The sequence below is a fragment of the Pseudomonas sp. HLT2-19-2 genome (genome assembly GCF_054898005.1).
On record NZ_CM142712.1, the window covers coordinates 1757383 to 1781713 of the forward strand.

General features: G+C 59.9%; 24 protein-coding genes and 3 pseudogenes. 18 read left to right on the forward strand and 9 right to left on the reverse strand.

Annotation, left to right across the window (positions count from 1 at the left end; translation table 11 throughout):
• Positions 1-21: 21 nt before the first annotated feature.
• Positions 22-1053: an HTH-type transcriptional regulator GntR gene (gene gntR, locus ACYZTU_RS08045; RefSeq protein WP_449643457.1), complete on the reverse strand. Its 1032-nt coding sequence runs from the start codon at positions 1051-1053 to the stop codon at positions 22-24.
• Between the two features lie 214 nt (positions 1054-1267).
• On the opposite strand from gntR, the gene ACYZTU_RS08050 reads away from it, so the two are divergent.
• Together ACYZTU_RS08050 and ACYZTU_RS08055 are read left to right on the forward strand one after the other, a co-directional pair.
• A complete protein-coding gene (locus ACYZTU_RS08050) occupies positions 1268-1801 on the forward strand; it encodes a gluconokinase (protein ID WP_461969272.1) in 534 nt (177 codons plus the stop codon).
• Positions 1802-1883: 82 nt separating this feature from the next.
• Entirely contained in the window at positions 1884-3236 is a 1353-nt protein-coding gene (locus ACYZTU_RS08055; RefSeq protein ID WP_282377250.1) for a GntP family permease, read from the forward strand.
• Between the two features lie 54 nt (positions 3237-3290).
• On the opposite strand, the gene alaC is transcribed toward ACYZTU_RS08055, so the two are convergent.
• Positions 3291-4508 (reverse strand): alanine transaminase, encoded by a 1218-nt coding sequence (gene alaC / locus ACYZTU_RS08060; protein WP_461969274.1) that lies wholly within the window; start codon positions 4506-4508, stop codon positions 3291-3293.
• A gap of 127 nt (positions 4509-4635) precedes the next feature.
• Here alaC and ACYZTU_RS08065 point away from each other — a divergent pair.
• The 11 genes and pseudogenes from ACYZTU_RS08065 to ACYZTU_RS08115 all read left to right on the forward strand — a co-directional run.
• Positions 4636-4767, forward strand: a pseudogene (locus ACYZTU_RS08065) (LysE family translocator); the annotation flags it as partial.
• A 67-nt stretch (positions 4768-4834) separates the two neighbouring features.
• Positions 4835-5323, forward strand: a complete 489-nt coding sequence (locus ACYZTU_RS08070; RefSeq protein WP_449643453.1) for a GyrI-like domain-containing protein — start codon at positions 4835-4837, stop codon at positions 5321-5323.
• Between the two features lie 260 nt (positions 5324-5583).
• Complete coding sequence (gene kdpF / locus ACYZTU_RS08075; protein ID WP_282377247.1) at positions 5584-5682, forward strand: K(+)-transporting ATPase subunit F; 99 nt, start codon at positions 5584-5586, stop codon at positions 5680-5682.
• 167 nt (positions 5683-5849) lie between these two features.
• The gene (gene kdpA / locus ACYZTU_RS08080) at positions 5850-7556 is read left to right on the forward strand and encodes a potassium-transporting ATPase subunit KdpA (RefSeq protein WP_282377246.1); all 1707 of its coding nucleotides are present in this window, start codon (positions 5850-5852) and stop codon (positions 7554-7556) included.
• A 10-nt stretch (positions 7557-7566) separates the two neighbouring features.
• Complete coding sequence (gene kdpC, locus ACYZTU_RS08085; RefSeq protein WP_461969276.1) at positions 7567-8247, forward strand: K(+)-transporting ATPase subunit C; 681 nt, start codon at positions 7567-7569, stop codon at positions 8245-8247.
• 11 nt (positions 8248-8258) lie between these two features.
• Complete coding sequence (gene kdpB / locus ACYZTU_RS08090; RefSeq protein ID WP_461969278.1) at positions 8259-10328, forward strand: potassium-transporting ATPase subunit KdpB; 2070 nt, start codon at positions 8259-8261, stop codon at positions 10326-10328.
• A gap of 54 nt (positions 10329-10382) precedes the next feature.
• Positions 10383-13076: a DUF4118 domain-containing protein gene (locus tag ACYZTU_RS08095; protein ID WP_461969280.1), complete on the forward strand. Its 2694-nt coding sequence runs from the start codon at positions 10383-10385 to the stop codon at positions 13074-13076.
• Positions 13073-13765, forward strand: coding sequence for a response regulator (locus tag ACYZTU_RS08100; protein ID WP_282377242.1), 693 nt, complete (start codon positions 13073-13075; stop codon positions 13763-13765). The genes ACYZTU_RS08095 and ACYZTU_RS08100 overlap by 4 nt, the downstream gene beginning before the upstream one ends.
• A gap of 407 nt (positions 13766-14172) precedes the next feature.
• Positions 14173-14691, forward strand: a complete 519-nt coding sequence (locus ACYZTU_RS08105) for a GNAT family N-acetyltransferase (protein ID WP_461969282.1) — start codon at positions 14173-14175, stop codon at positions 14689-14691.
• A gap of 78 nt (positions 14692-14769) precedes the next feature.
• The gene (locus ACYZTU_RS08110) at positions 14770-15036 is read left to right on the forward strand and encodes a prevent-host-death protein (protein ID WP_046049521.1); all 267 of its coding nucleotides are present in this window, start codon (positions 14770-14772) and stop codon (positions 15034-15036) included.
• Positions 15029-15370 carry a type II toxin-antitoxin system RelE/ParE family toxin gene (locus ACYZTU_RS08115; protein WP_449643447.1) on the forward strand — a complete coding sequence of 114 codons (342 nt, stop codon included), beginning with the start codon at positions 15029-15031 and terminating at the stop codon, positions 15368-15370. The genes ACYZTU_RS08110 and ACYZTU_RS08115 overlap by 8 nt, the downstream gene beginning before the upstream one ends.
• Positions 15371-15424: 54 nt before the next feature.
• On the opposite strand, the gene ACYZTU_RS08120 is transcribed toward ACYZTU_RS08115, so the two are convergent.
• Both ACYZTU_RS08120 and ACYZTU_RS08125 read right to left on the reverse strand, forming a co-directional pair.
• On the reverse strand, positions 15425-16030 hold the full coding sequence (locus ACYZTU_RS08120) for a pyridoxamine 5'-phosphate oxidase family protein (protein WP_461969284.1): 606 nt from the start codon (positions 16028-16030) through the stop codon (positions 15425-15427).
• Between the two features lie 7 nt (positions 16031-16037).
• On the reverse strand, positions 16038-16523 hold the full coding sequence (locus ACYZTU_RS08125; protein WP_461969286.1) for a GNAT family N-acetyltransferase: 486 nt from the start codon (positions 16521-16523) through the stop codon (positions 16038-16040).
• A gap of 141 nt (positions 16524-16664) precedes the next feature.
• Here ACYZTU_RS08125 and ACYZTU_RS08130 point away from each other — a divergent pair, with 141 nt between their 5' ends.
• The 3 genes from ACYZTU_RS08130 (at position 16665) to ACYZTU_RS08140 (ending at position 18775) form a co-directional block, all read left to right on the forward strand.
• Positions 16665-17090, forward strand: a complete 426-nt coding sequence (locus tag ACYZTU_RS08130; protein ID WP_461969288.1) for a YybH family protein — start codon at positions 16665-16667, stop codon at positions 17088-17090.
• A 93-nt stretch (positions 17091-17183) separates the two neighbouring features.
• On the forward strand, positions 17184-17540 hold the full coding sequence (locus ACYZTU_RS08135; RefSeq protein ID WP_449643443.1) for a YciI family protein: 357 nt from the start codon (positions 17184-17186) through the stop codon (positions 17538-17540).
• On the forward strand, positions 17540-18775 hold the full coding sequence (locus tag ACYZTU_RS08140; protein ID WP_461969290.1) for an RNA polymerase sigma factor: 1236 nt from the start codon (positions 17540-17542) through the stop codon (positions 18773-18775). The genes ACYZTU_RS08135 and ACYZTU_RS08140 overlap by 1 nt, the downstream gene beginning before the upstream one ends.
• 28 nt (positions 18776-18803) lie before the next feature.
• On the opposite strand, the gene ACYZTU_RS08145 is transcribed toward ACYZTU_RS08140, so the two are convergent.
• Positions 18804-19658 (reverse strand): LysR family transcriptional regulator, encoded by an 855-nt coding sequence (locus ACYZTU_RS08145; RefSeq protein WP_449643441.1) that lies wholly within the window; start codon positions 19656-19658, stop codon positions 18804-18806.
• Between the two features lie 90 nt (positions 19659-19748).
• Here ACYZTU_RS08145 and ACYZTU_RS08150 point away from each other — a divergent pair, with 90 nt between their 5' ends.
• Entirely contained in the window at positions 19749-20204 is a 456-nt protein-coding gene (locus ACYZTU_RS08150; RefSeq protein WP_461969292.1) for a multidrug/biocide efflux PACE transporter, read from the forward strand.
• Here ACYZTU_RS08150 and ACYZTU_RS08155 read toward each other — a convergent pair.
• Both ACYZTU_RS08155 and ACYZTU_RS08160 read right to left on the reverse strand, forming a co-directional pair.
• A pseudogene (locus tag ACYZTU_RS08155) lies at positions 20161-20265 on the reverse strand (short-chain dehydrogenase); the annotation flags it as partial. The gene ACYZTU_RS08150 and the pseudogene ACYZTU_RS08155 sit on opposite strands and share 44 nt — an antisense overlap.
• A gap of 7 nt (positions 20266-20272) precedes the next feature.
• Positions 20273-20630, reverse strand: a pseudogene (locus ACYZTU_RS08160) (magnesium transporter CorA); the annotation flags it as partial.
• 268 nt (positions 20631-20898) lie between these two features.
• On the opposite strand from ACYZTU_RS08160, the gene ACYZTU_RS08165 reads away from it, so the two are divergent.
• The gene (locus ACYZTU_RS08165; RefSeq protein ID WP_461969294.1) at positions 20899-22524 is read left to right on the forward strand and encodes a methyl-accepting chemotaxis protein; all 1626 of its coding nucleotides are present in this window, start codon (positions 20899-20901) and stop codon (positions 22522-22524) included.
• A gap of 108 nt (positions 22525-22632) precedes the next feature.
• Here ACYZTU_RS08165 and ACYZTU_RS08170 read toward each other — a convergent pair whose 3' ends face one another.
• On the reverse strand, positions 22633-22938 hold the full coding sequence (locus ACYZTU_RS08170; protein ID WP_010457288.1) for a PepSY domain-containing protein: 306 nt from the start codon (positions 22936-22938) through the stop codon (positions 22633-22635).
• Between the two features lie 95 nt (positions 22939-23033).
• Positions 23034-24161 carry a glycerophosphodiester phosphodiesterase gene (locus ACYZTU_RS08175; RefSeq protein WP_461969296.1) on the reverse strand — a complete coding sequence of 376 codons (1128 nt, stop codon included), beginning with the start codon at positions 24159-24161 and terminating at the stop codon, positions 23034-23036.
• Positions 24162-24331: the final 170 nt, after the last annotated feature.

Sequence of the window (24331 nt, forward strand, 5' to 3'; positions counted from 1 at the left end):
GTGGGAACGATCAGTGTTGCATCAGGTACTCTCGCGCACCTTCAACTCAAACCCCATGTCCTGCACCGGTTTCGCCACCGTGTTGCCGGCCATCAGGGTCAACATCTGCTCCGCTGCGCGCCGGCCAATTGCCTCGCGCGGTGTGCTGATGCTGCTCAGGCGCGGGACCATGTGGGCCGAAGCCGGCAGGTCGTTGAAACCGAGGATCGCCACTTGTTCGGGGATTTTGATCCCGCAGCGCATGGCTTCGAGCAGTGCTCCCTGGGCCAGGTCGTCGTTGCCGAAGAAGATGGCATCGACATCGGGATGACTGGCGAGCAGCTGCAGGAACAGTTCGCCACCGAGGCCGACGGAGGAGGCGCGAGGTGTCAGCACTTCCAGATCAGGGTCATACAACCCGGCCTTTTGCAGGGCTTTGCGGAAACCTTCGCCGCGCAGCAACGTGCGTTGATCCAGCTGCGCACCGATGTAGGCCAGGCGTTTACGACCGCGTGACAGCAAATGCTCGGCCGCTGTCTCGCCGGCAGCGAGTTGCGAAAAACCCACGCAATTGAGACCGGCTGCGCTGTCCAGTTCCATCATGTACACGCAGGGAATGTTGCTGGCCTCGATCATCCGGCGCGAACTTTCGGTGCGGTCGAAACCGGTCAGCAGCAAACCGCGTGGCTGATACGCCATGTAATTGCGCAGCAGGTTTTCTTCTTCGTCGCGGGAGTAGTGGAAGTTGCCGATCAGCACTTCGAAGCCTTTGGGGCGCAAAATCTGATGAATGGCTTCCAGCGTGTCGATGAACAATAAATTAGACAGTGACGGCACCAACACCACCACCGAATGGCTCTGGGCCGAGGCTAACGCGCGGGCGGCAGGGTTGACCACGTAGTTGAGGTCGAGGGCGGCTTTCTGGACTTTTTCCACCAGTTCGGTGGCCACGGTACTGACCCCGCGCAGGGCGCGGGAGGCGGTGATCGGGCTGACACCGGCCAGGCGCGCGACTTCGTTCAAGGTGGGGCGGCCAGTGGTGCGCGTATTTTTATCGTTTTTAGGAGAGATCATCGGACGGCTTGCCAAACAAAATTCGAGGCACTAAGGTAGCGCTGTCTCGACGCAGCTGCAAATGCGTGAGCGGGGTTTGCCTGATCCCCGTTTTTTGGCGTTGGAAACGAACATGCTGCAACCCACAAAAATGACAAGAAGGCGTCGGCAACTTCTGCTTTTGCTCTAGTGCATAACTGGCAAAGGTAGCGCTGTCTGCGCGCTGAGGTGTTACATGAATCATCCCATCACCGCCCTGGTCATCATGGGCGTTGCCGGTTGCGGCAAGACTTGCGTCAGCGAGGCCTTGTGCCAACTCAGCGGCGCGACCGCCATTGAAGGCGACACTTTCCACCCTGCCGCCAATATCGAAAAGATGAGCGCAGGTATCCCCCTGAACGACGAAGACCGTGCTGGCTGGCTCGACAGCCTGTGCGATGAACTGCGCCGCATTGACGCAAAGGGCCAGCGCCCGGTGCTGACCTGCTCGGCGCTCAAACACATTTACCGTGAACGTCTGCGCAGCGCCTTGCCTGGCCTGGGCTTCGTTTTTCTTGAGCTGACCCCTGAAGTCGCCGCCGATCGTGTGTCTCATCGGCCCGGCCACTTCATGCCGTCAACGCTGATCGACAGCCAGTTCGCCACCCTCGAATCACCCGTTGGCGAACCGCTGACCCTGGCCCTCGACGCGTCGAACCACAGCGTCGACGAACTGGCCGCTCAAGCACACCGCTGGTGGCTTGAACACGGTCTGAAACTCGCCGTATGAGTTTTTCTCGAAGAGACAGCGCTGTCCTGATGGCTTGCGAATTACTCACTTTAATAACAACAACAACCAGGAGACACCCCTAATGTTTGGCATGTCCCACGAGACGTTCCTGCTGCTAGACGCAGTGGTCACGGTGATCGGACTTATCGTCTTGATCACCAAGTTCAAGTTTCACCCGTTCATTGCCCTGATCATCGCCGCAGCCTTTCTCGGGCTGACTTCCGGCATGCCAATCGGCACCATCATCAAGGCGTTCCAGGACGGCTTCGGTGGGGTGCTCGGTTTCGTCGGGATCATCCTGGCGCTGGGCACCATGCTCGGCAAAATGATGGCCGAGTCGGGTGGGGCGGATCAGATTGCCCAGACCCTGATTCGCGCGTTCGGCAAGGACAAGGTGCAGTGGGCGATGATGTTCGCGGCCTTCCTGGTCGGCATTCCGTTGTTCTTCGAAATCGGCTTCGTGCTGCTGATCCCGCTGGTGTTCATCGTTGCCCGGCGTACCGGCGTGTCGATCATCAAGATCGGTATCCCGTTGCTGGCCGGTCTTTCGGCCGTGCACGGTCTGGTTCCGCCACACCCGGGTCCGTTGCTGGCCATTGGCGTGTTCGGTGCCGACATCGGTAAAACCATTCTCTACGGCCTGATCGTTGCGCTGCCAACGGCCATCATCGCCGGCCCGATCTACGGCACCTTCATTGCCAAGTACATTCCGGGTCATCCTAACCAGGAACTGGTCGATCAACTGGCGCGTGATAACGATTCTGCCGATCTCCCGAGCTTCGCCATCACCTTGATCACCGTGCTGTCGCCGGTTTTCCTGATGTTGCTCAAGACCTTTGCCGATGTGGTGCTGCCAGACGGCAACTTTTTCCGCACCTTCATGGACCTGATCGGTCACCCGATTTCGGCACTCCTGCTGGCGTTGCTGTTGTCGCTGTACACCTTCGGCTACAAGCAGGGCGTAGGTTCCAGCCAGATTCTCAAATGGCTGGACGCGAGCCTTGCGCCAACCGCCGCAATCATCCTGATCATCGGTGCCGGTGGTGGCTTCAAGCAGATGCTGGTGACCAGCGGCGTTGGTAATGTCATCGGCAACATGGCGGTGGAAGCGCAGATCTCGCCAATCCTTCTGGCGTGGCTGGTGGCGGCGGTGATCCGTATCGCGACCGGTTCAGCCACCGTGGCGACCATTACCGGCGCCGGCATTGTGGTGCCGGTGGTGGGGATGATTCCGGGTGTGAACCGTGAGCTGCTGGTGTTGGCGACCGGTGCCGGTTCGTTGATCCTGTCTCACGTCAACGACGCAGGTTTCTGGCTGGTGAAGCAGTACTTCAATATGACCGTGGCGGAAACCTTCAAGACCTGGACCGCGATGGAAACCATCCTGTCCATCGTCGCGCTGGGCTTTATCCTGCTGTTGTCGCTGTTCGTCTAAGCACACCGCAATACAAATGTGGGAGCGGCACCGCCGCTCCCACATTGTTATGTGTCAGGCGTTAGATTTAGCGACCAACCCATCCGCCCGAAACATCCCGCGAATCCCGCGTACTGCCTGACGAATCCGGTCCTGGTTTTCGATCAGCGCGAAGCGCACGTGATCATCCCCATACTCCCCAAACCCTACGCCCGGCGAGACACAAACCTTGGCCTCGGCCAGCAGCTTCTTGGCGAACTCCAGGGAGCCCAAGTGCGCATAAACCTCGGGAATCTTCGCCCAGACATACATCGACGCTTTCGGATTCTCGACCATCCAGCCCAGTTCATGCAGGCCTTTGACCAGCACGTTGCGACGCTGCCGATACTGCTCGGCGATGTCTTTGACGCACTGCTGATCGCCTTCCAGCGCAGCAATGGCCGCGACTTGCAGCGGGGTGAACGTGCCGTAGTCGTGGTAGCTCTTGATCCGCGCCAGGGCGTTGACCAGTTCGGCATTACCGACCATGAAACCGATGCGCCAGCCCGCCATGTTGTAGCTCTTGGACAGGGTAAAAAACTCCACTGCGATGTCCTTGGCGCCCGGCACTTGCATGATCGACGGGGCTTTCCAGCCGTCGTAGACGATGTCGGCGTAGGCCAGGTCGTGCACCACCAACACGTCGTACTGTTTGGCGAGGGCGATCACCCGCTCGAAGAAATCCAGCTCCACGCACTGGGCGGTGGGATTCGACGGGAAGCCGAGGATCATCATTTTCGGTTTCGGAATCGAGCCGCGAATGGCGCTTTCCAGTTCGGCGAAGAAGTCCACGCCCGGAATCAACGGCACCGAACGCACCTGGGCGCCGGCAATCACCGCGCCGTAGATGTGAATCGGGTAGCTCGGGTTCGGCACCAGAACGGTGTCGCCCTGGTCTAGGGTGGCCAGCATCAAATGCGCCAGGCCTTCCTTGGAACCGATGGTGACGATGGCTTCGCTTTCCGGGTCGATGTCGACCTCGTAGCGATCCTTGTACCAATTGGAAATCGCCCGGCGCAGACGCGGAATGCCCTTGGACGTCGAGTAGCCGTGAGTGTCTTCGCGCTGGGCGACGGTGACGAGTTTTTCGACAATGTGCGGCGGTGTCGGGCCGTCAGGATTGCCCATGCTGAAGTCGATGATGTCTTCGCCACGACGACGGGCGGCCATCTTCAGCTCGGCAGTGATGTTGAATACGTAAGGGGGGAGTCGATCTATGCGCGCAAAGCGGCGCGGCGAACCTGGGTTGGCCATTGTTGCCTCGGTAACGTGAGCGCCCGGAACCGTCCGAGCGACGCTGGTCACTGCGGTGACCTGTGGCGGAATGTAAGGGCTGATGTGGCAAACTGTCCAGCGACTATGTAAACAAATTTGCCCGAAGGGTGACAAACTGCTGCGTTATTCCTATATGGCATCGGCGGCGATCTTCTGCTATTTCGCGGTCTACGTGATCCTATCGGGTTATAACGAGTTCGTCGGCGCAGGTGCCATCGAGCAGTTGCACGCACTGTAATTGGGCGAATCGGGTTTGGCTTCTATACTCCCAGCCGAACCCACTTTTTTGTTCAAGGAGTTGAGTCATGGATGAGCAAGCAGACGTCAAACTGGCAGAGCCACGCTTCGAGAGCGGGCATTTTCTGCTCATTGCCGGGCTTGGCGGACGATTTACCGCAGACACCACTAAAGGCATTCCCGATCTCTGGGAGAAATTCATTCCCGAGATTGGCAAAATTCCCGGTCAAAAAAGCGAAGTGACCTACGGCATCTGCTGCAATCCGGATGGCAAGGGCGGCTTCGAATACATTGCCGGCGTCGAGATCGACAAACTCGACGACCTGCCGGAGAAGTACCGTTGGGTCGAGGTCCAGCCTCAGCGCTACGCGGTGTTCGAGCACAAGGGCTCGCTGGATACCTTGCCGCAGACTTTTCAATACATCTGGAAAACCTGGTTGCCGCAGTCCGGTAAAGAAGCGGCGGACGCCCCGGAATTCGAACGCTACAGCGACGACTTCAATCCGAAACTCAACACCGGTGTGCTGGAAATCTGGCTGCCGCTCAAATCGGATTGACCCAAGCCCCGGACGGGCACTTCACTGTGCCCGTTCGTGACTGTCCTTGACTCCTCGCATCACCCCCGCACACCGTCCGTTTCGCTCGATCTATACGCCGTCTTAATACCGTTGCCCCCAATCAGTGTCCGTCCTTGATGCCCCCTCACTTAACCTGCAAGGCGCAGATGAGAGCGCGAATTCAGTGCGTTTTTTTGCACTGACGCGCTCTGCCTGTACCCGATTGCGGGTGTCCTTTCGTTTTGTCAGGGGGAGCTGTCTTGTTAACACTCGAGTTCATTTACATCGCCAGTGGCCTGTGTGCCGCCCTGTTGTTTGTCTACCTGGGTTACGCCCTTATCCGTGCAGAGAAGTTCTGATGGCCGCAGTCATTGCGGCACAGGCTTTTTTATCAGCCCGCCAGGGCGGTCTTGAGAAAGGAAATCGGCAATGTACGACCTGATTTTTATGGGGGTTAGCGTGGTGTTTTTTGCTGCGACAGCCATGGTCATCGTCGCCATGGGCAAGATTTGAACGGAGCATCGACATGTTGAGCACTATGCTGGAATTTGCGGTGATTCTCGGGTTGATGACCGGACTCGCCGTGTTGATGGGCAAGTGGCTGACCCTGGTATTTACCGGGCGCAACCATGCCTTGGCGGAGCGCGCTACTTATCGTCTGCTGGGGATCGATACGGCCGAAACCATGGGCTGGGCACGTTATGGCTCGGCCCTGCTGCTGTCGAACGCGGCGATGATGTTGCTGGGTTACATCGTGTTGCGCTTGCAAGGTTTCATGCCGCTCAACCCCTTGGGGCTGAACGCGCAAACTCCTGATCTGGCGTTCAATACCGCTGCGTCCTTTATCACCAACACCAACTGGCAGGCTTATTCAGGTGAAACCAGCCTGTCCAATTTCAGCCAGATGGCTGTCATCACCTTCCTGATGTTCGTCGGCGCAACAGCGGGCGTTGTGGCAGCGGCGGGTTTCATTCGCGGCCTCAGTCGGTCGAATTCCGCTGATATCGGAAACTACTGGGTGGACTTCACTCGCACGCTGTACCGGGTGATGTTGCCACTGTGTTTTGGCATGGCGCTGGTTTATGTCTGGCAAGGCATGCCGCAGACCCTGAATTCCCAGGCCCTGGCCACCACACTGGAAGGTGCGCAGCAGCAATTGATCGTCGGCGCGGTGGCGAGCTTTGAGTCAATCAAGCACATCGGCACCAACGGCGGCGGCTTCTTCAGCATGAACGCCGCACATCCGTTTGAGAACCCGACTCCGCTGACGAACATGCTGCATATCCTCAGCATGCTGCTGATCCCGTCGGCGCTGACGTACACCTTTGGCAGCATGCTGATGCGTCGGCGTCAGGGCTGGGTATTCTTTGGCACGTTCCTGGTGATGTTCGTCGGCTTTCTGAGCATCGTTTACACGGCTGAACAAAGTGGCAACCCGCTGCTGACCCGGGTGGGCGCGGACCAGGTGCTGTCGGCAACCCAGAGCGGCGGCAACATGGAAGGCAAGGAGCTGCGCTTCGGGATTGCCGACACCAGCCTGTTCGTGACCACCACCACCGGCGCCACCACCGGCTCGGTGAACGCCATGCATGACTCGCTGACGCCCATGGGCGGCTTCGTACCCCTGGCGCAGATGATGCTCAATTGCGTGTTCGGTGGTGACGGCGTGGGCTTTATCAACCTGATCCAGTACGCGCTGCTGACGGTGTTTCTGGTGGGCATGATGATCGGCCGCAGTCCCGAATTCCTCGGCAAGAAGATCGAGGCACGGGAGATCAAGCTGGTCATGCTCTCGGTACTGGCGCACCCCATCTGCATTCTCGGCTTCACCGCCCTGGCGGCACTCTGGCCGGACACCCTGAACAGCCTCAACAATCAGGGGCCCCATGGTTTCAGCGAGGTGCTTTATGCCTACACCTCGGGCACTGCCAACAACGGTTCGGCGTTCGCCGGATTGAATGCCAATACGCCGTTCTTCAACACCACAATCGGTCTTGCCATGTTGCTCGGACGTTTCTTCACCATGCTGCCGATGCTCGCGGTCGCCGGTTCCTTGGCGATGAAAAAGAACATCCCGGCCGGTGCCGGCACCATCCCGACCGCCACACCGCTGTTCATGTTCCTGGTGGTGTTCGTGGTGCTGGTGGTGGGCGGCCTGACGTTCCTGCCGGCGCTCGCGCTCGGACCACTGGTCGAGCAACTGCAGTTGCTGACCGGCCAGACCTACAAGTGAGGGCGCTGTGATGACTCAAGTACAAACAAAAACCAAGGTGCAATTTCTGTTTACCGGCCTGTTGCGCCCGGTGCTGATTTCGGCGGCGTTCTTCATGCTGTTGACCGGGGTGGCGTATCCGTTGTTCACCACGCTGGTGGCCAACGTGCTGTTCCCGTATCAGGCCCAGGGCAGCCTGGTTGAACGGGACGGGCTGGTGATCGGTTCGGCGGTGATCGGCCAGCATTTCACCCGCCCCGAGTATTTTCAGGGCCGTGCGAGCATGACCCTCGGCGCAGATCCACTGGACCCGAGCAAGAGCGTGGCGCAGCCGTACAACGCAGGTTCCAGTGGCGCAAGCAACCTTGGCCCTACCAGCCAGAAGTTGATCGACGCGGTGGCCATGCGGGTCGAAGCCTACCGCCGACAGAACGGCCTGGCGGCAGATGCGCAGGTGCCGGTGGATGCGGTCACCTCGTCGGCTTCCGGCCTGGACCCGCACATTTCGGTGGCCAACGCACAGATTCAGGCGGCGCGCGTCGCACGCCTGCGCCACCTGCCGGAAGCCGATCTGTTGAAGCTGGTGAATACCCACACCGAGCAACGCACCTTCGGCCTGCTCGGCGAGCCCCGGGTCAATGTGCTGCAACTCAACCTCGCGCTGGATGCTCTGGCGCCCGCGCATCAGCCACCCCTTGCGGCCAGTGAGTAAGAGAAACAACTATGAGTAAGCAAGCTCGTTTGCCTTTGTTCGACCGTAAGTTGTTGCTCGCGGCGTGCCTGGATGCCTTCAAGAAGTTGTTGCCCCAGGCGCAGTGGAAGAACCCGGTGATGTTTGTGGTGTACCTGGGCAGCATTCTCACCACGCTGTTGTGGTTTCAATCACTGGTCGGCAAGGGTGAAGCCTCCAGTGGCTTCATTCTCAGCATCACGTTGTGGCTATGGTTCACCGTGCTGTTCGCCAACTTCGCCGAAGCCTTGGCCGAGGGGCGCAGCCGGGCCCAGGCAGCCAGCTTGCGCGGGATGAAGCGCCAGACCATGGCCAAGCTGTTGCAACAGCCTCGGCATGGCTCCGCCTGGATGCCATTGCCTTCCAGCGAACTGCTCAAGGACTCGGTGGTGTTGATCGAAGCCGGCGATTTGGTGCCCCTCGATGGCGTGGTGATTGAAGGCGTGGCGTCGGTGGATGAAAGCGCGATTACCGGCGAATCGGCACCGGTGATTCGCGAGGCGGGCGGCGACTTTTCATCGGTGACCGGTGGGACAAAAGTGCTGTCGGACTGGCTGGTGGTGCGCATCAGCGTCAACCCCGGCGAATCGTTCCTGGATCGCATGATTTCCATGGTCGAGTCCGCGAAACGCCAGAAGACACCCAACGAGGTGGCGCTGACCATTCTGCTGGTGGGTCTGACGTTTCTGTTTCTGCTGGTGATCGTGACGCTGGGCCCGTACTCGATGTTCGCGGTGGCCATGAGCGGAGGCGACGTGGTCAGCGCAACGGTACTGGTGGCGCTGCTGGTCTGTCTGATCCCCACGACCATTGGCGGTCTGTTGTCGGCTATTGGGGTGGCGGGCATGAGCCGGATGATGGCGGCCAACGTCATTGCCACCTCCGGTAGAGCAGTGGAAGCGGCGGGCGACATTGACGTCCTGCTGTTGGACAAGACCGGCACCATCACCTTGGGTAACCGCCAGGCCAGCAGTTTCCTGCCGGCGCCCGGGGTCAAGGAATCAGAACTGGCCGACGCCGCGCAACTGGCCTCGCTGGCCGACGAAACTCCGGAAGGGCGCAGCATCGTGGTGCTCGCCAAGCAGAAGTTCGACCTGCGGGCGCGGGACCTCAATGCGCTGCGCGCCAGCTTCGTGCATTTCACCGCGCAAACCCGCATGAGCGGCGTCGATCTGGCGGGCGGCCGGAGCATCCGCAAAGGGGCGGCAGATGCCATTCGCCTGCACATCGAGGCGCTGGGCGGCAGCTTCCCGCCCGAGTTGCAGGCCAGGGTCGATGAAGTCTCGCGCCGTGGCAGTACACCGCTGGTTGTGTGCGATGGTCAGCAGGCGTTGGGCGTGGTCGAGCTCAAGGACGTGGTCAAGGGTGGCATCAAGGAGCGCTTTGCCGAACTGCGGCGCATGGGTATCAAGACAGTCATGATCACCGGCGATAACCGCCTGACGGCGGCAGCGATTGCCGTGGAAGCCGGGGTCGACGACTTTCTTGCCGAGGCTCGGCCGGAAGACAAGCTACAACTGATCCGCGACTACCAGACCCAAGGCAAGCTGGTGGCGATGACCGGAGACGGCACCAACGATGCACCGGCACTGGCCCAGGCGGACGTGGCGGTGGCTATGAACAGTGGTACTCAGGCCGCCAAGGAAGCGGGCAACATGGTCGATCTGGACAGCAACCCGACCAAGCTGATCGAGGTGGTGGAAGTCGGCAAACAGATGCTCATGACTCGCGGCGCGTTGACTACTTTCAGCGTGGCCAACGATGTGGCCAAGTATTTTGCTATCGTACCGGCCGCATTCGTCGCGACCTACCCGCAACTGGGCGCCCTGAATGTGATGCACCTGAGCAGCCCGAACTCGGCGATTCTCAGCGCGGTGATCTTCAATGCCCTGATCATCGTGTTTCTGATCCCGCTGGCGCTCAAGGGCGTGACCTATCGAGCCATCGGCGCGGCGGCGTTGCTCAATCGCAACCTGCTGATCTATGGACTGGGTGGCGTGCTGGTGCCGTTCGCGGGGATCAAGGTGATCGACATGCTGTTGGCCGGGCTCGGCCTGGTTTGAAAGGACTGACTGCACGGCGCCCTGTGTGGCGCCGTGCAGTTCAAAAGGATTGCCATGCCCGTTATTGATACGTTCATCGCTTCACGTGATGGCCGCCCAGATCCCGACGCGCTGTTGGAGAAGCTGCAACAGGACGAACAGGCCGCCCTGCGTGGGAAACTGCGCATCTATTTCGGTTCCAACGCAGGGGTGGGGAAAACCTTCGCCATGCTCACCGCGGCCCAACGCGAAGTGAACCAGGGCCGTGACCTGGTGGCTGGCGTGATAGAAACCCATGGCCGCCGGGAAACCGCGGAACTGCTCGCCGGCCTGGAACTGCTGCCGCGCTACAACGTGATGCATCGCGAGTGTGCCCTCAGCGAGTTCGATCTGGATGCTGCGTTGGCGCGGCGTCCGGCGGTGCTGCTGGTGGATGAACTGGCCCACAGCAACGTTCCCGGTTCGCGTCACCCCAAGCGCTGGCAGGATGTCGAAGAACTGCTGCGCGCCGGCATCGACGTCTGGACCACCCTCAATGTCCAGCACCTGGAAAGTCTCAACGATATCGTCAGCGGGATCATCGGCATCCGAGTGCGCGAGACCGTGCCCGATCATCTGTTCGACGATGCTCATGAAGTGGTGGTGATCGACCTGCCACCCGATGACCTGCTGCGCCGTCTCAAGGAAGGCAAGGTCTACCTGCTGCCCCAGGCCGAGCGCGCGTCCCGGCATTTCTTCCGCAAGGGCAACTTGCTGGCCTTGCGCGAGCTGGCGCTGCGGCGTACCGCTGATCGCGTCGATGCACAGATGCGCGACTATCGCCGCGAGCGGTCCATCAACACCCTTTGGCCCGCGCGCGAGCGTTTGCTGGTCGGAGTGGCAGGGCACCCTTCGGATGATCGTCTGGTTCGTGAAGCGGCGCGTCTGGCACAAAAGCTTGAGGCGGACTGGATTGTCGTCCATGTGCCTTCGGTGCAGCGCCGTGGCGCAGATGCGAGCCGCTATGCCGCCGCCATGAAGGCCTTGGCGCTGGCCGCCGAATTCGGTGCCGACACCGCCACGCTGTCCGGCATGGACGTGGCCGAGGCGCTGGTGGCGTTTGCTCGTGAGCACAACGCCAACCGCCTGGTGTTGGGGCATTACCCGCGCAAGGTCTGGCAGTTCTGGCACCAGTCGGTCAGTGACCGCATCAGCCGTCGCCATCCCGAGATCGATCAGATTGTCATCGCTCATGGCCCGTTGCCCATGGTGGTTGCGGTTGCGGTGAATACTGATGCAGCACTGCCACCCAGCAGGGCACCGGCGTATCTGTGGGCCAGCCTGGCCTGTTTTGCCGCCACGGCGGTGGCTGCCTTGCTGTTGCAGGTGTTTGATCTGGCCAACGTGGTCATGCTGTTTTTGCTCACGGTGGTGCTGGTCGCCCTGCGTTACGGGAGAGGGCCAGGTGTCTGGGCAGCGATGCTGGCGGTGCTGTGTTTTGATTTCTTTTTCGTCCAGCCACGCTGGTCGTTCACGGTCAACGACACCCAGTACTTCTTTACCTTCGCCCTGATGCTGGGTATTGCGTTGATCACCGGGCAGCTCACGGCACGCTTGCGTCATGAAGCCCGCACCGCCGCCGGTCGTGAGCGGCGCGCGACGTCGTTGGCCAGGCTGGCGCGCGACTTGTCGGCGGCGCTGACGGTGGAACAGATCACGGAGGTGGCACTGCGCACCTTCAGCGGCGTGTTTGAAGCGCGGGTCGGGCTGACACTGCCGGACGCCACAGACAGTGTCCACGCTCGTGGCGCCGGAGCATTCCCGATCGATGAAAGCATTGCCCAATGGGTTTACGACCATGGCCAACCTGCCGGTCAGGGCACCGATACGCTGGCCGCCGCTCAGGGTCGCTATTTGCCGTTGAAGGCGCCAATGCGTGTGCGCGGAGTGTTGGTGCTCGAGCTGGCTGAACCCGAGCGATTGAACGAGCCGGAAGAGCAGCGCCTGCTTGAGGCCTGCATGAGCCAACTGGCAATCGCGCTGGAGCGGGTGCATTTCGTCGAGGTGGCGCAAAGCACCCTGGTGCAGATGGAGGGTGAGCGCATGCGCAATACCCTGCTGGCCGCGATCTCTCATGACCTGCGCACGCCGTTGACCACCATTATCGGCGCGGCAGATGCAGCGGCGCCCCATGCGCCGCCCGGACCACTGGCGCAGTTGCTGGGCGGTATCCGCGATCAGGCCAGCTCCATGCAGCGGTTGATCGAAAACCTGTTGGACATGGCCCGGATGCAGGAACGCGGTGTGCGCCTCAACCGGCAATGGCACTCTCTGGAGGAAATCGTCGGCAGCGCTTTGCGTCAACTGCGCGAGCCGTTGGCGCGGCATGTGGTGCGCACCGCGCTGTCGCCGCGGTTGCCGTTGGTGGAAGTCGATGCGCTGTTGATCGAGCGTGTTCTGGTCAACCTGCTGGACAACGCCGCCAAGTACACCCCGGCCGGAACGCTTATACAGGTTGTGGCCCGGCAAGAGGAGGACAGCATTGTGCTGGAGGTGATCGACGCCGGTCCCGGTTGTCCTCAAGGCAGCACGCCTCAGAGCTTGTTCGAACCGTTCACTCGGGGTCAGCAGGAGTCGGCCGTTGCCGGCATCGGCCTTGGGCTGGCGTTGGCAAAACGTATTGTCCAGGCCCATGGCGCAACGATCGAGGCTCAGCCTCAGGCCTCCTCGGGCATCCGCTTTGTGATCACTCTACCGGCGGGTCACCCGCCTTCCATGGAATCGCTATGACCAGTGCACGCATCCTCATTGTCGAGGACGAGGCCAACATCCGCCGTTTCGTCGGTATCGCGCTGCAAGACGAAGGTTTTCAGGTGTTCGAGGCCGACAACGTCAAACGCGCCCTGATCCACGCCGCCAGTCGTCAACCGGATCTGGTGATTGTCGATCTGGGCTTGCCCGACGGTGACGGCAAACAATTGATCAGCGAGCTGCGGGGCTGGATGACGGTGCCGATTCTGGTGCTGTCGGCCCGAGATCGTGAAGAGGAGAAAGTGGCCGCACTGGATGCGGGGGCGGACGACTATCTGGTCAAACCCTTCGGCGTGCCCGAGTTGCTCGCGCGTATCCGCGCCCAGTTGCGTCGGCATGTGCAAAACGGGACCACCGCGGTCACCAGCAAGGTGACATTCGGCATGATCGAGGTGGACATGGCCACGCACGAGGTCCGGCGCGAGGACCAACCGGTCCATCTAACGCCCATCGAGTATCGCTTGCTTTGCGCGCTGATTCGCGGACAAAGCCGGGTCATGACCCATCGCCAGCTACTGCTGGAAGTGTGGGGCCTGGATTACGTCGATCGTGCTCACTATCTGCGGGTGCACATGGCGCACTTGCGGCAAAAACTGGAGGCCGATGCGGCCCAGCCGCAGCATTTCATCACCGAATTGCAGGTGGGATATCGCTTGGTGGGGCTGTAAAGCACGGCGGACGCTGGTCGCAGCGCCTGGCCGTGTGTCACTCACTTGTCTTTCTTGATCCTGCGCTCGTGCAGGAAATCGATGTACAGCGTGATGAAACCGAACGAGGTAATGCTGAACAACACGAGTAAGCCGATTTGAGTCGAGCTCATGATCAAAGTCCTGGGGGTGGGACGAGGAGCGCTCAACCTGCCGTGGCAGGGTGTCGTCAATCGTCGAGGACTGAATAGATAATACGTACCCAGGGCCTTGGGTAGCGGTTATATGAAAGCTTTACGGTGCCGTCCTTGAACCCTATGCACTTCATACGAGAGGTGGGTATTGGGCGTTCGAGAGCCCGCAAGTATTGTTAGACTCGGCGAGCGTTATCCTGTCATCTCACTTTGCCCCAAGGTCTGCGCAGCGCCATGAACTCGACGAACCCTGTTATCCGATACGTCCTGCCTGCTGATCTGGACCGCTGCTACGCCATCGAAACCGTGGCCTACGAAGGCGACGAAGCCGCTACGCGCGAAAAAATTGCCACCCGCATCGCCACCTGGCCCGAGGGTTTCATCGTCGCCGAAGTCGATGGCATGGTCGCCGGTTTCATCAATTCCGGTGCGGCGTTTCAGGTGGAAATGTCGGACGAGGCGTTCAAGGAACTGATCGGCCACGACCCGGCCGGCCCGCATGTGGTGATCATGTCGGTGGTGGTGCACCCGGATTACCAGGGTCAAGGTTTGGCGAAACGCTTGATGGGCGAATTCATCGAGCGGATGCGCGCGTTGGGCAAGACCAGCATCAACCTGATGTGCAAGGAGCGGCACATTCCGCTCTATGCCGGGTTCGGGTTTGCCTACATCAAGCCTTCCGCCTCGGACCACGGCGGCATGGCGTGGCATGAGATGGTGTTGGAGCTGGGACAAGAGCAAATGAGTGCTTGAGATAAGTTTTTTAATGGCCTAAATTCAGACCTTGTTGCGTTGGCCATCCTGTTCGGGTGGTGAGCAGAGGAATGAATGATGCGAGTTGAAACTATCAGTTTTGTTAAAAAGAATGCGGCCGCGCTGGATCTTTCCGAGCCGATGCTCGTCACTCAGAATGGCGTTCCGGCTTATGTGATTGAATCCTACGAGGAGCGTAAGCGGCGAGATGAGGCCATCGCGCTGATCAAGCTTCTTTCGTTCTCCTCTCGCGACAAGGAGCAGGGAAAGCTGATTTCTGGCGACACTTTGCTGGCCAGGCTGGCGCAGCGGCGCCAATTGCAGCAAGACGATAACGATGCCTGAGGCCTTCAGGGTAGAGTTTGCGACTGCTGCGGAGCATGGGGTTATTTCGCTGGAGCACTATCTCACGCAGCAATGCGGTCAAAAAAAAGCGGCAGAGACGGTTGATCAGCTGGTGATGCAGATCGTTACGGCTCTGAGCAGTCAGGCCCATGTTTACGGTGTTTGCCAGGAAGCGGCGTCGCTTGGCGTCACTCATTTTCGTGAGTACTTGCCTATGGGGCAGCGGGTTTTGTATGAGGTGTTCCCGAGTGAAAACCTTGTAGTGGTCGCGTTGGTAATCGGTCAGCGTCAAAGTATCGAGAAGCAGTTGCTCGACTACTGCCTTCTCCTCTGACAACTAGTCAAATCCCAAAAGGGTTGCCTCAAGGCAACCCTTTTTCGTGTTCGATCAGTAGAGGCTGTCATGCACTCTCGCCGGCGCTTCCCGGTCATACGTCTCGGCATCGAACTGCCCATCGTTCAAACGCTTGTGAAACGCCCCCGCCGTCGGCAGCGCCGAGCGCTCCAGATGTTTCTCAGGGTTCCACAAGTCCGAGCGCACAATCGCTTTCGAACAATGAAAAAACGCTGCTTCCACCGTCACCAGCATCACCGTGCGCGCCGGTTTGCCACTGACCGCAAAACTCTCCAGCAACGCAGGTTCGGCGCTGATCTGTGCCGTGCCGTTAACCCGCAACGTTTCGCCAATCCCGGGAATGATGAACAGCAGCGACACCCGCGAATCGAGCACGAGGTTGCGCAGGGTGTCGATGCGGTTGTTACCTGGTCGATCCGGGATCGCCAGGGTGCGCTGATCAATGATTCGCACGAAACCCGGCGTGTCACCCCGTGGCGAACCGTCCATGCCGTCAGGCCCCACCGAGCTGACGATCACCAGTGGCGATGCACGGACCATCGCCTGATAGTCCTCGTTCAGAAAGGGGATCTGCTTGCGCACGGCGCGGTCGTGGGGTTGGCCGTAGATCGCTTCCAGTGCTTCGATGCTGTCGAGCATAACCACCTCAGAGAATCAGACTCATGCGCCGTTCATACCCGATACGGCCCTTGTACGCCTCGCCGCTGTCGACCCAGCCGAATTTCGCATAGAGCGCGATGGCTGCCTCGTTGTCCGCGTCCACCGAGAGCTCCAGCGCTTTGATATCAGGAAACGCCTGCCGAGCCACGTCGGGCAGGGCTTGCAGGCAGGCTTTTCCATACCCCTTGCCCTGAGCGCGGTGATCGACTTGCAAGGCATGCAAGGTCGCGCTGTGTTCGTCGGCCCACGCCGGCAATACGGGCGGGCGTTTCAGCAGCAGGAAGGCCACGGGGATCTCCTCGACCAGCAGCGCAAATCCCTGGACGCCGGGGCCGGGTTTGGACAGCAAGGTGTGCAATGCACCGTGGATGTCGCCGGAGAACTTGATTTGTTCTTTGTGAACTTCAATGGCCTCGACCTGCTGGCGCTGGCGCGCGTTCAGGCTTTCGTAAGGCACGAGTCGGGCTGTCACTGAAGTGTCCTTTTTCCAACATAAATGTGTTTCGAATTCTAACGAGTTTGCGTTCCCGGATTATTTTTATTTCGGCTGTCGATTTGGCTTTTCGCCAGACGACTAGGGGTGTCTTCACCATAAAAACCACGGAGAACCACCATGAACGCTACACACGAGATCCAGACCCTGATCGACACCTATCGTCAGGCGGTCATCGCCAAGGATGTCGAGAAACTCATGCCCCTGTATGCCGACGACATCGTCTCCTACGACGCGGTCAAGGCCCTGCAATTTCGGGGCAAAGTAGCCTACCGCGCGCATTGGCAGGAGTGCATGGAAATGTGCCAGGGCGCGCACAAGTTTGACTTCGACCATATGAACATCGTGGCGGACGAGCACATCGCCTTCGCCCATTGGCTGGCCCATTGCGGCGGCACTAACGATAAGGGCGAAACCCAGGCCTGCTGGATGCGCGTGACCGCCTGCTATCGGCGCGACGATGGGCAATGGCGCATCGTCCACGAACACTGGTCGGCCCCGTTCGACATGATGAGCGGCACCGCGCTGTTCAACCTGGAACCGTGAGCGTCGGACTGATTTGTCGGGCTGATCGTCGGCAAACAGCGCTAAACCCTCAATCAGCAGCCATAGTTGATCAGTTCGATTAGGGAGTGCCACATGAAATATCTATGCCTGGTCTACAGCAATGAGCTCGAGTTGCACTCGCTGCCCGACAGCCCGAAAGACGCCGAGTGCATGGCCTATGCCGAGTCGATCCAGGGCAGCGGCCGAATGGTCGCCGCCGAGGCGCTGGAGTCGGTGCAGACCGCGACCACCGTGCGCATGCGCAATGGGAAAATGTCGATCACCGACGGCCCGTTCGCCGAAACCAAGGAGCAGTTGGCCGGCTTCTACCTGATCGATGCCAAGGACCTCAATGAAGCCATCCAGGTCGCCGGCAACATCCCGGCGGCCCGGGTTGGGTGTGTCGAGGTGCGTCCCGTTCGCCAGTTGACCGAAGGCATGCCCGATTGATGTCTGGCGAGTCGGTACGCGCGCAAGTCGAACAGGTTTACCGCGAAGACTCGCGGCGGATTCTGGCGACCCTGATCCGTTTACTCGGCGATTTCGACCTCGCCGAAGAGGCCTTGCACGAAGCGTTTTTCATCGCGGTCGAGCGCTGGCAGCGTGACGGGGTGCCGGACAATCCACGTACCTGGCTTGTGTCCACGGGGCGCTTCAAGGCCATCGATGTGTTGCGTCGGCGCGCGCGCTTCATCGCGTCGCAACCGATGTTGATCGCTCAACTGGAGGCGCTGGAGCAGGCCGACTGGAGTGACGAAGACGTGGAAGACGATCGCCTGCGCCTGATCTTTACCTGTTGCCATCCGGCACTTGCGGCGGACGCGCAGGTGCCGTTGACGCTGAGGGAAGTCTGCGACCTGACCACGGAGGAAATCGCCCGGGCCTTTCTGTCGGCGCCAGCGACCATCGCCCAGCGCATCGTGCGCGCCAAGGCCAAAATCCGTGACGCGAAAATTCCTTATCAGGTGCCGACCCTGGCGGAATTGCCCGAGCGCCTGGACAGTGTGCTGCGGGTCATTTACCTGGTGTTCAACGAAGGCTATTCCGCGTCAGTCGGCGCCGTACTGACCCGTGAGGATTTGACCCGCGAAGCGATTCGGCTCGGTCGTTTGTTGATGGAACTGCTGCCCGAATCCGAGGTGATGGGGCTGCTGGCGCTGATGCTGCTGCATGAGTCCCGACGTCCGGCGCGGACGTCAGCGAGCGGGGAGTTGATCGTGCTGGATGAGCAGGATCGTACGTTGTGGGACGCCGGGATGATTGCTGAAGGTTGCGCACTGGTGGAGCGGGCGCTGACGACCCGGCGTTTCGGGCCGTATTGCCTGCAAGCGGCGATTGCGGCGGTGCATGCCGAAGCGCCCACGGCGGCGCAAACGGACTGGCTGGAGATTGTGGGTCTGTATGACGTGCTGTTGCGGGCGGTGCCTTCGCCGGTGATTGAATTGAACCGTGCGGCGGCGATTTCCAAACGGGATGGGCCGTTGGCGGGGCTGACGTTGGTTGAAGGAATTCTGGCGCGGGGTGATTTGCAGGATTATCACTTGGCGCACTCGGCGCGGGCGGAGTTTTGTCGGCAGTTAGGAAGGGTTGAGGAGGCTCGGGGGGCTTATGAGCGGGCGCTTGAGTTGACGCAGCAAATGCCGGAGCGGCGGTTTATCGAGGCCCGGTTGCGGGAGCTGAAGTGATGATTCGGCGATAAGGGCCGAAGGACCTTCACTCCAACATCTTGCCGAGCAACCAACTCCCCGCCGGCCCCGGCGGATGCAGCCGCGACCACAGCGCATCGACGAACACCGGTTTCGGCCAGCCGCGCACGTCCAGTTCCTCCAGCGTCCCTGCACCAAACCGCTCCACCAGCCACCGGGGCAACGGCGCCCAGCCGAATCCGCCCTGGGCCATTTCCAGCAGCATCAGATAACTCGGTGCCGACCAGACGCGCCCCTTTGCACGGCTTTCATACGGATTGACGATCGTCGCCAGGCGCAGTTCCCGATGGTGTTGCAACACGTCTTGATCGATGTGGCTCAGCGCCGCCAACGGATGCTTACGAGACACGAACAGAGCAATCTCCGTCCGTTCCTCCACGGTCGAACTGACCAGGTCTGGCGGGTAACTGTCTTGTTTTTCGGCGAAGGCGACATGCGCTCGACCGCGTTGCACCAGCGCCACCAGGTCATCGCATTCGGCGATCAAACATTCGAGTTCCAGGTCCGGATAACGCTGCTCGAAAGCGCTGAGCGCCGCTTCGAATCGGTCGGACTGATAGGTGTCGGAAATCGCCACGGTCAGCTTCGGCTCAACCCCTTGAGACAGTTGGCTGGCGGTCATTTCCAGTCGGCTGGTGGCGGCCAGAATTTCCTCGGCCCGTCGCAGCATTACGTGCCCGGCCGGGGTCAGGCTTGGCTTGCGGCTGCTGCGGTCGAAGAGTGTCAGGTTCAAGTCGATTTCAAGACTGGCCACCGCAGCGCTGATGGTCGACTGACTGCGGCCCAGTTTGCGTGCCGCCGCGGAAAACGAACCTTGAGTCGCCGCTTGCACAAACGCCTGCAACACTTCTTGAGACGCCATGAACTATCGCCTTGATCGATGGTTATTGGTTATGAAGTATCGGTGTGGGGAAGGATCATAGCAACCACAGTCACTCAGGAGACTCTGGTCATGAACGTCAACAAATCCATCACTGAACGTATTTTCCAGGCCATCGGTTTCGAAGTCTTGGCCATCTTGATCTGTACGCCGCTGCTGGCGTGGATCATGGACAAACCGATGCTTGAGATGGGCGTCGTCACCCTGGTCATCGCCGCCCTTGCCCTGGCGTGGAACGTGGTCTTCAACGGCCTGTTCGACCGAGTGCTCAAACGCTTTGCCATCGTGCACAACGCCTGGGTGCGTGTTGCCCATGCGCTGCTGTTTGAAGGCGGTTTGGTTGCGGTCGGTGTGCCACTGATCGCCTGGTGGCTGAGCATCAGCCTGTGGCAAGCGTTTCTGCTGGAGATCGGTGTATTGCTGTTTTTCCTGCCGTACACCTACGTCTACCACTGGACGTATGACGTGGTGCGGGAGCGGGTCCTTACAAAAACATCCCGCCCGATGCCTCGACGCGCTGGCCGTTGATCCACTGGCTACCCGGAGCCAGCAGTAACGCAATGGCGGCACCGATGTCGTCCGGCTGACCGAAAGCCGTCGACGCTGAGGCTGGTCTTGCGCACGATCTGGGTCAGTACTTCACCTTGATCGCGCAGCAAATGCACCAGCAATTCCAGCGGCGAGCGAAAACACTCACCGGCCTTCACCGACGAGCGCAGCTTGTCTACCGAGTGCAGGGGTTGCAGATGGCTTTTCATCCAGCGCTCGCAGGCGGCGTGGGCGAGGTTCAGGTGCAACCAGAGAAATTCGTCGCTGTCGCCGGGCTGTTGCAGGCATTGCAATGCCTTGGCCGAATCGATCTCCCGGCCGCGCTCCCCGGGGCGAAAAACTGAAACCGTACAGCAGACCGAACAGGTCCGGGTCGCGATGGCTTTGGTCGATGCTGTGGTTCATGAGGGCTCGCAAGGGGAGGCGCCTGTCGCGGGTTTTACAGGTTCACTTGAGCCGCATCATCGCAAGGGTTTTTGATAATTTCGTGACAGCCTCGTGGCGCTGAAAATTCACTCTACCGGTGGTCGGAAGCGCTCAAGAAAGGCTCTGGCACGCCGATGATGTTGATAATGAATTTCGCGGTGCGGTCTTGGGCCAGCGTCGCTGACAGGGATGTCCGGACACCTTACACGCCTGCCGGCGTGCCTTATCCCTGTCATGAGAGCACTCGATGTTTTTGCAAAAATCCCTGAGAGCACAAATCCTTGCCTTGTTGAGCGGCAGCCTGTTGGCCATGTTGTTGATCGCCCTGGCCTGCTTTCACTTTCTGTCCAGCGGTGTTCAGAACTACGCGAATCTGATCGAAGGCCCGCTGCACACCTCGCAATTGATCGATGAAGCCAACCTGCAATTCAAGGTTCAGGTTCAGGAGTGGAAAAACGTTCTGTTACGCGGCAAGCAACCTGCGGACCTGGACAAATACTGGAAACAATTCGGGGACCGTCAACGCGATGTGCAGGGCATCCTCGGTGAACTGGCCGGGCAGAAGGGCATTGAGCCGCAACTCAAGACTCGCATCGAGCGCCTGCGGGACGAACATCGCCTGTTGGGTACGGCTTATCAAAAGGGCCGTGACGCCTACGTGGCGGCAGGTGCCGACCCAACGGCTGGCGACACGGCGGTCAAAGGTGTGGACCGCGCGACCAGCGATCAGATGAGCGAGTTGGTCAGCGAAATGCGCAAGCAGGGTGCCGAGCAATCGAAGCTGATCAGAGCCGATGCCGATCGCACCGTGTTGCTGGGGATCATTGTGATGCTCGCCTCGGGTCTGCTGATCGGCCTGTTGAGCCTGTGGTTGGTTAACCGCAACCTGGTGGAACCGATTCGCAAACTGATCGAGTACGTGGCGCAACTCAGCCAGGGCAAGTTTGCCGAACGCGTGGCCAGCAGCCGACAGGACGAGTTGGGCAAGTTGGCGGTAGCGGCCAACACCCTGCGCGATTTCCTCGCCGAAACCTTCAGCCGTTTGCAGCGCAGTGCCTCGGATCTGGACAGCGCCAGCGGTGAACTGAATTCCATCGCCACCCTGATGGCCAGCGGCACCAACGAGCAGTTCAACAGAACCGATCAGGTGGCCACGGCGATGAACGAAATGTCCGCCACCGCGCAAGAAGTCGCGCGTCACGCAGCCGATGCCGCGCGTGCAGCCGACGACGCCGACCAGTCCGCTCAGCAGGGCGAAAAAGTCATGCAAGGCACCATCCACACCATCACCCAAATGCGTGGCGAAATCGCCAACACCGCCATGGTCATCCGTCGTCTGGAAACCGACAGCGGGCGCATCGGCAAGGTATTGGAAGTGATTCGCGGCATCGCCGAGCAGACCAATCTGCTGGCGCTCAACGCAGCCATCGAAGCGGCCCGTGCCGGTGAAGCAGGGCGCGGTTTCGCCGTGGTGGCCGATGAAGTCCGCAGCCTGGCCCAGCGCACGGCGGCGTCGATCATCGAGATCAACCAGATCATCCAAACCGTGCAAACCGGTGCGGTGGATGCGGCCCAGGCGATTGAAAGCGGTCAGTCGCGCAGTGAAGAAAGTGTCGAGCAAGTGACCCAGGCCGGCGCCATGCTGGAGCGCATCACCCATGCCGTGGAAGCCATCCGCGACATGAACCGCCAGATCGCCACCGCCGCCGAAGAGCAGACCTCGGTGGCCGAAGACATCTCGCGCAACCTCACCGAAATCACCAGCATCGCCAGTACCAATCTGGACAACGTGCAGCGCACCGAAGCGGCCAGCCACAACCTGCATGGGTTGTCGGGGCAGTTGAATGAAGTGACGGCGCGTTTAAGCGCGTAACGGGAAGGGCTGTGTACCGGTTTGCTTACCGAGTCGGTACACAGTCGAGCACGGCGATGAACTGAAAAGCCGCACGATCCGAAGATCATGCGGCTTGGTCTTTGTGCATCAGGTGTCTTGTTTGTCGCTCAGAACTTTGCCGGTGGTGGCATCGAAGTCCACGTCAAATTCTTTGCCGTCAGCGGTTTTCAGTTCCACTTCGTACTCATAGTTATTGAAGTGGTTGTCCAAGTCCGTGTCGGTGATGGTCGCACCCGGGTGCAATTTCAATGCGGCCTGGTTCATCTCTTCCAAAGGCTTGATCTTGCCGCTCTTGACCAGCTCAGGGATCTGGTCGACGCGAACATCAGCCTGGGCCAGGCCAGCGGTGAGGGTCAGGGCAGCAGCGGTGAACAGGGCAGTCAGGGTTTTCATGAGATTCTTTCCTTGGGGTGATCTGTTTAAGTGGGATCAGGTTAGCTTGCGCAACTTAATTCACCCTTAATTCCTTCGAGAGCTTTTCTGATTGTTCAATAACCGTTGTTCTGCAACAACTGCGCAACACTGGCAGCCGCCGGGCGTTTGTAGAACTTGAGCAGTTCGCTGGCGCGGTTGGTGAAGATGCCGTCGACGCCGGCGTCCGTGACTTTCTGGTAATCCACGGCATCGTCGATAGTGTAGACGTGCACCAGCAAACCTTGGTCGTGGGTGTACTGGTTCATCCACGGTTGCACCAGGTCCGAGTAGCTCTGATCGCCACCCTTGGTTAGCGCCGCAGAAGGGCCGGTGCCGATCGCGCCCTGGGCTTTGGCGTACTCGACCCATTGCTGGAATTCGGCTTTGTCTTTCGGTTGTTGTTTGGCGTAATAACTGGCTTTGTCTTTGTCGCCGGACTCAGCAAACGTCACCTTGGACTTCGGCTCGATGCTACCTTCGCCGACCCACAGCAGGAGGATTTTCGGCACTTTCGGCATTTCCTTCTCGAGCAGTTCGAGGCTGCTCTTCTCGAAGGTTTGCAGCACGACCTTGCCTTTGCCCTGGCCGACAGCCAACTCGCTCTTCGCCAATTTCGAACCGGCCGGGCTCAGCCAGCCGCGATCGTGGAGTTTCTCCTTGAGGTCGCGCTCGATCCCGGGAAATTGCTTCGGCTCTTTGGTTTCGATGTACAGGCCGGGTTTGTGCAGCGGGTTGCCTTGGGCGATATCGATGATTTCATCAAGGGTCAGGATTTTCAGACCGGCGTAGGAAGGACGGGCGCGATCCGGGTAGGCGGTGTTGAACCAGCTGCCGGCATCCAGGGTTTTCAGCTCGGCGAGGGTGAACTCGTTGGCCGGGCGGTCCTTGCGCTCAGGGAATTTGCTGGCGACGTCGGTGGTGCGTTGCAAGTTGTCGTCGTGCAGGACGAAGAGCACGCCATCCTTGCTGCGTTGCACGTCCATTTCCAGGTAGTCGACACCCAGATCACGGGCCAGTTTGTAGGCGGCGGCGGTGGATTCCGGTGCATCGAAAGACGCGCCACGGTGGGCGATCACTGCCGGATGCGGGATGCCCGTGCGGGTTGCCAGTGCAGTGGGGCTTGGCTCGCTGGCGGCCTGTGCCTGGCCGAGTCCCAGCATCAGACTCATCAACAGGGCACTCTTGGTGAAGGTATCAGGCATGGTCGAGGTCCTTTCGCAGATTTACAAAGACGTCTCTTTTAACAACTGAGCGCCGCTTGCGCTATCGCCAGGCCGACATAAACGTGTTTAAAGCTGATTTTTTCCGCGTTTTGTGCGGTTCTTTGCAGTACTCTTGGCCCCGGCAATTTCCCCGGCAGAGGGAAATCCAT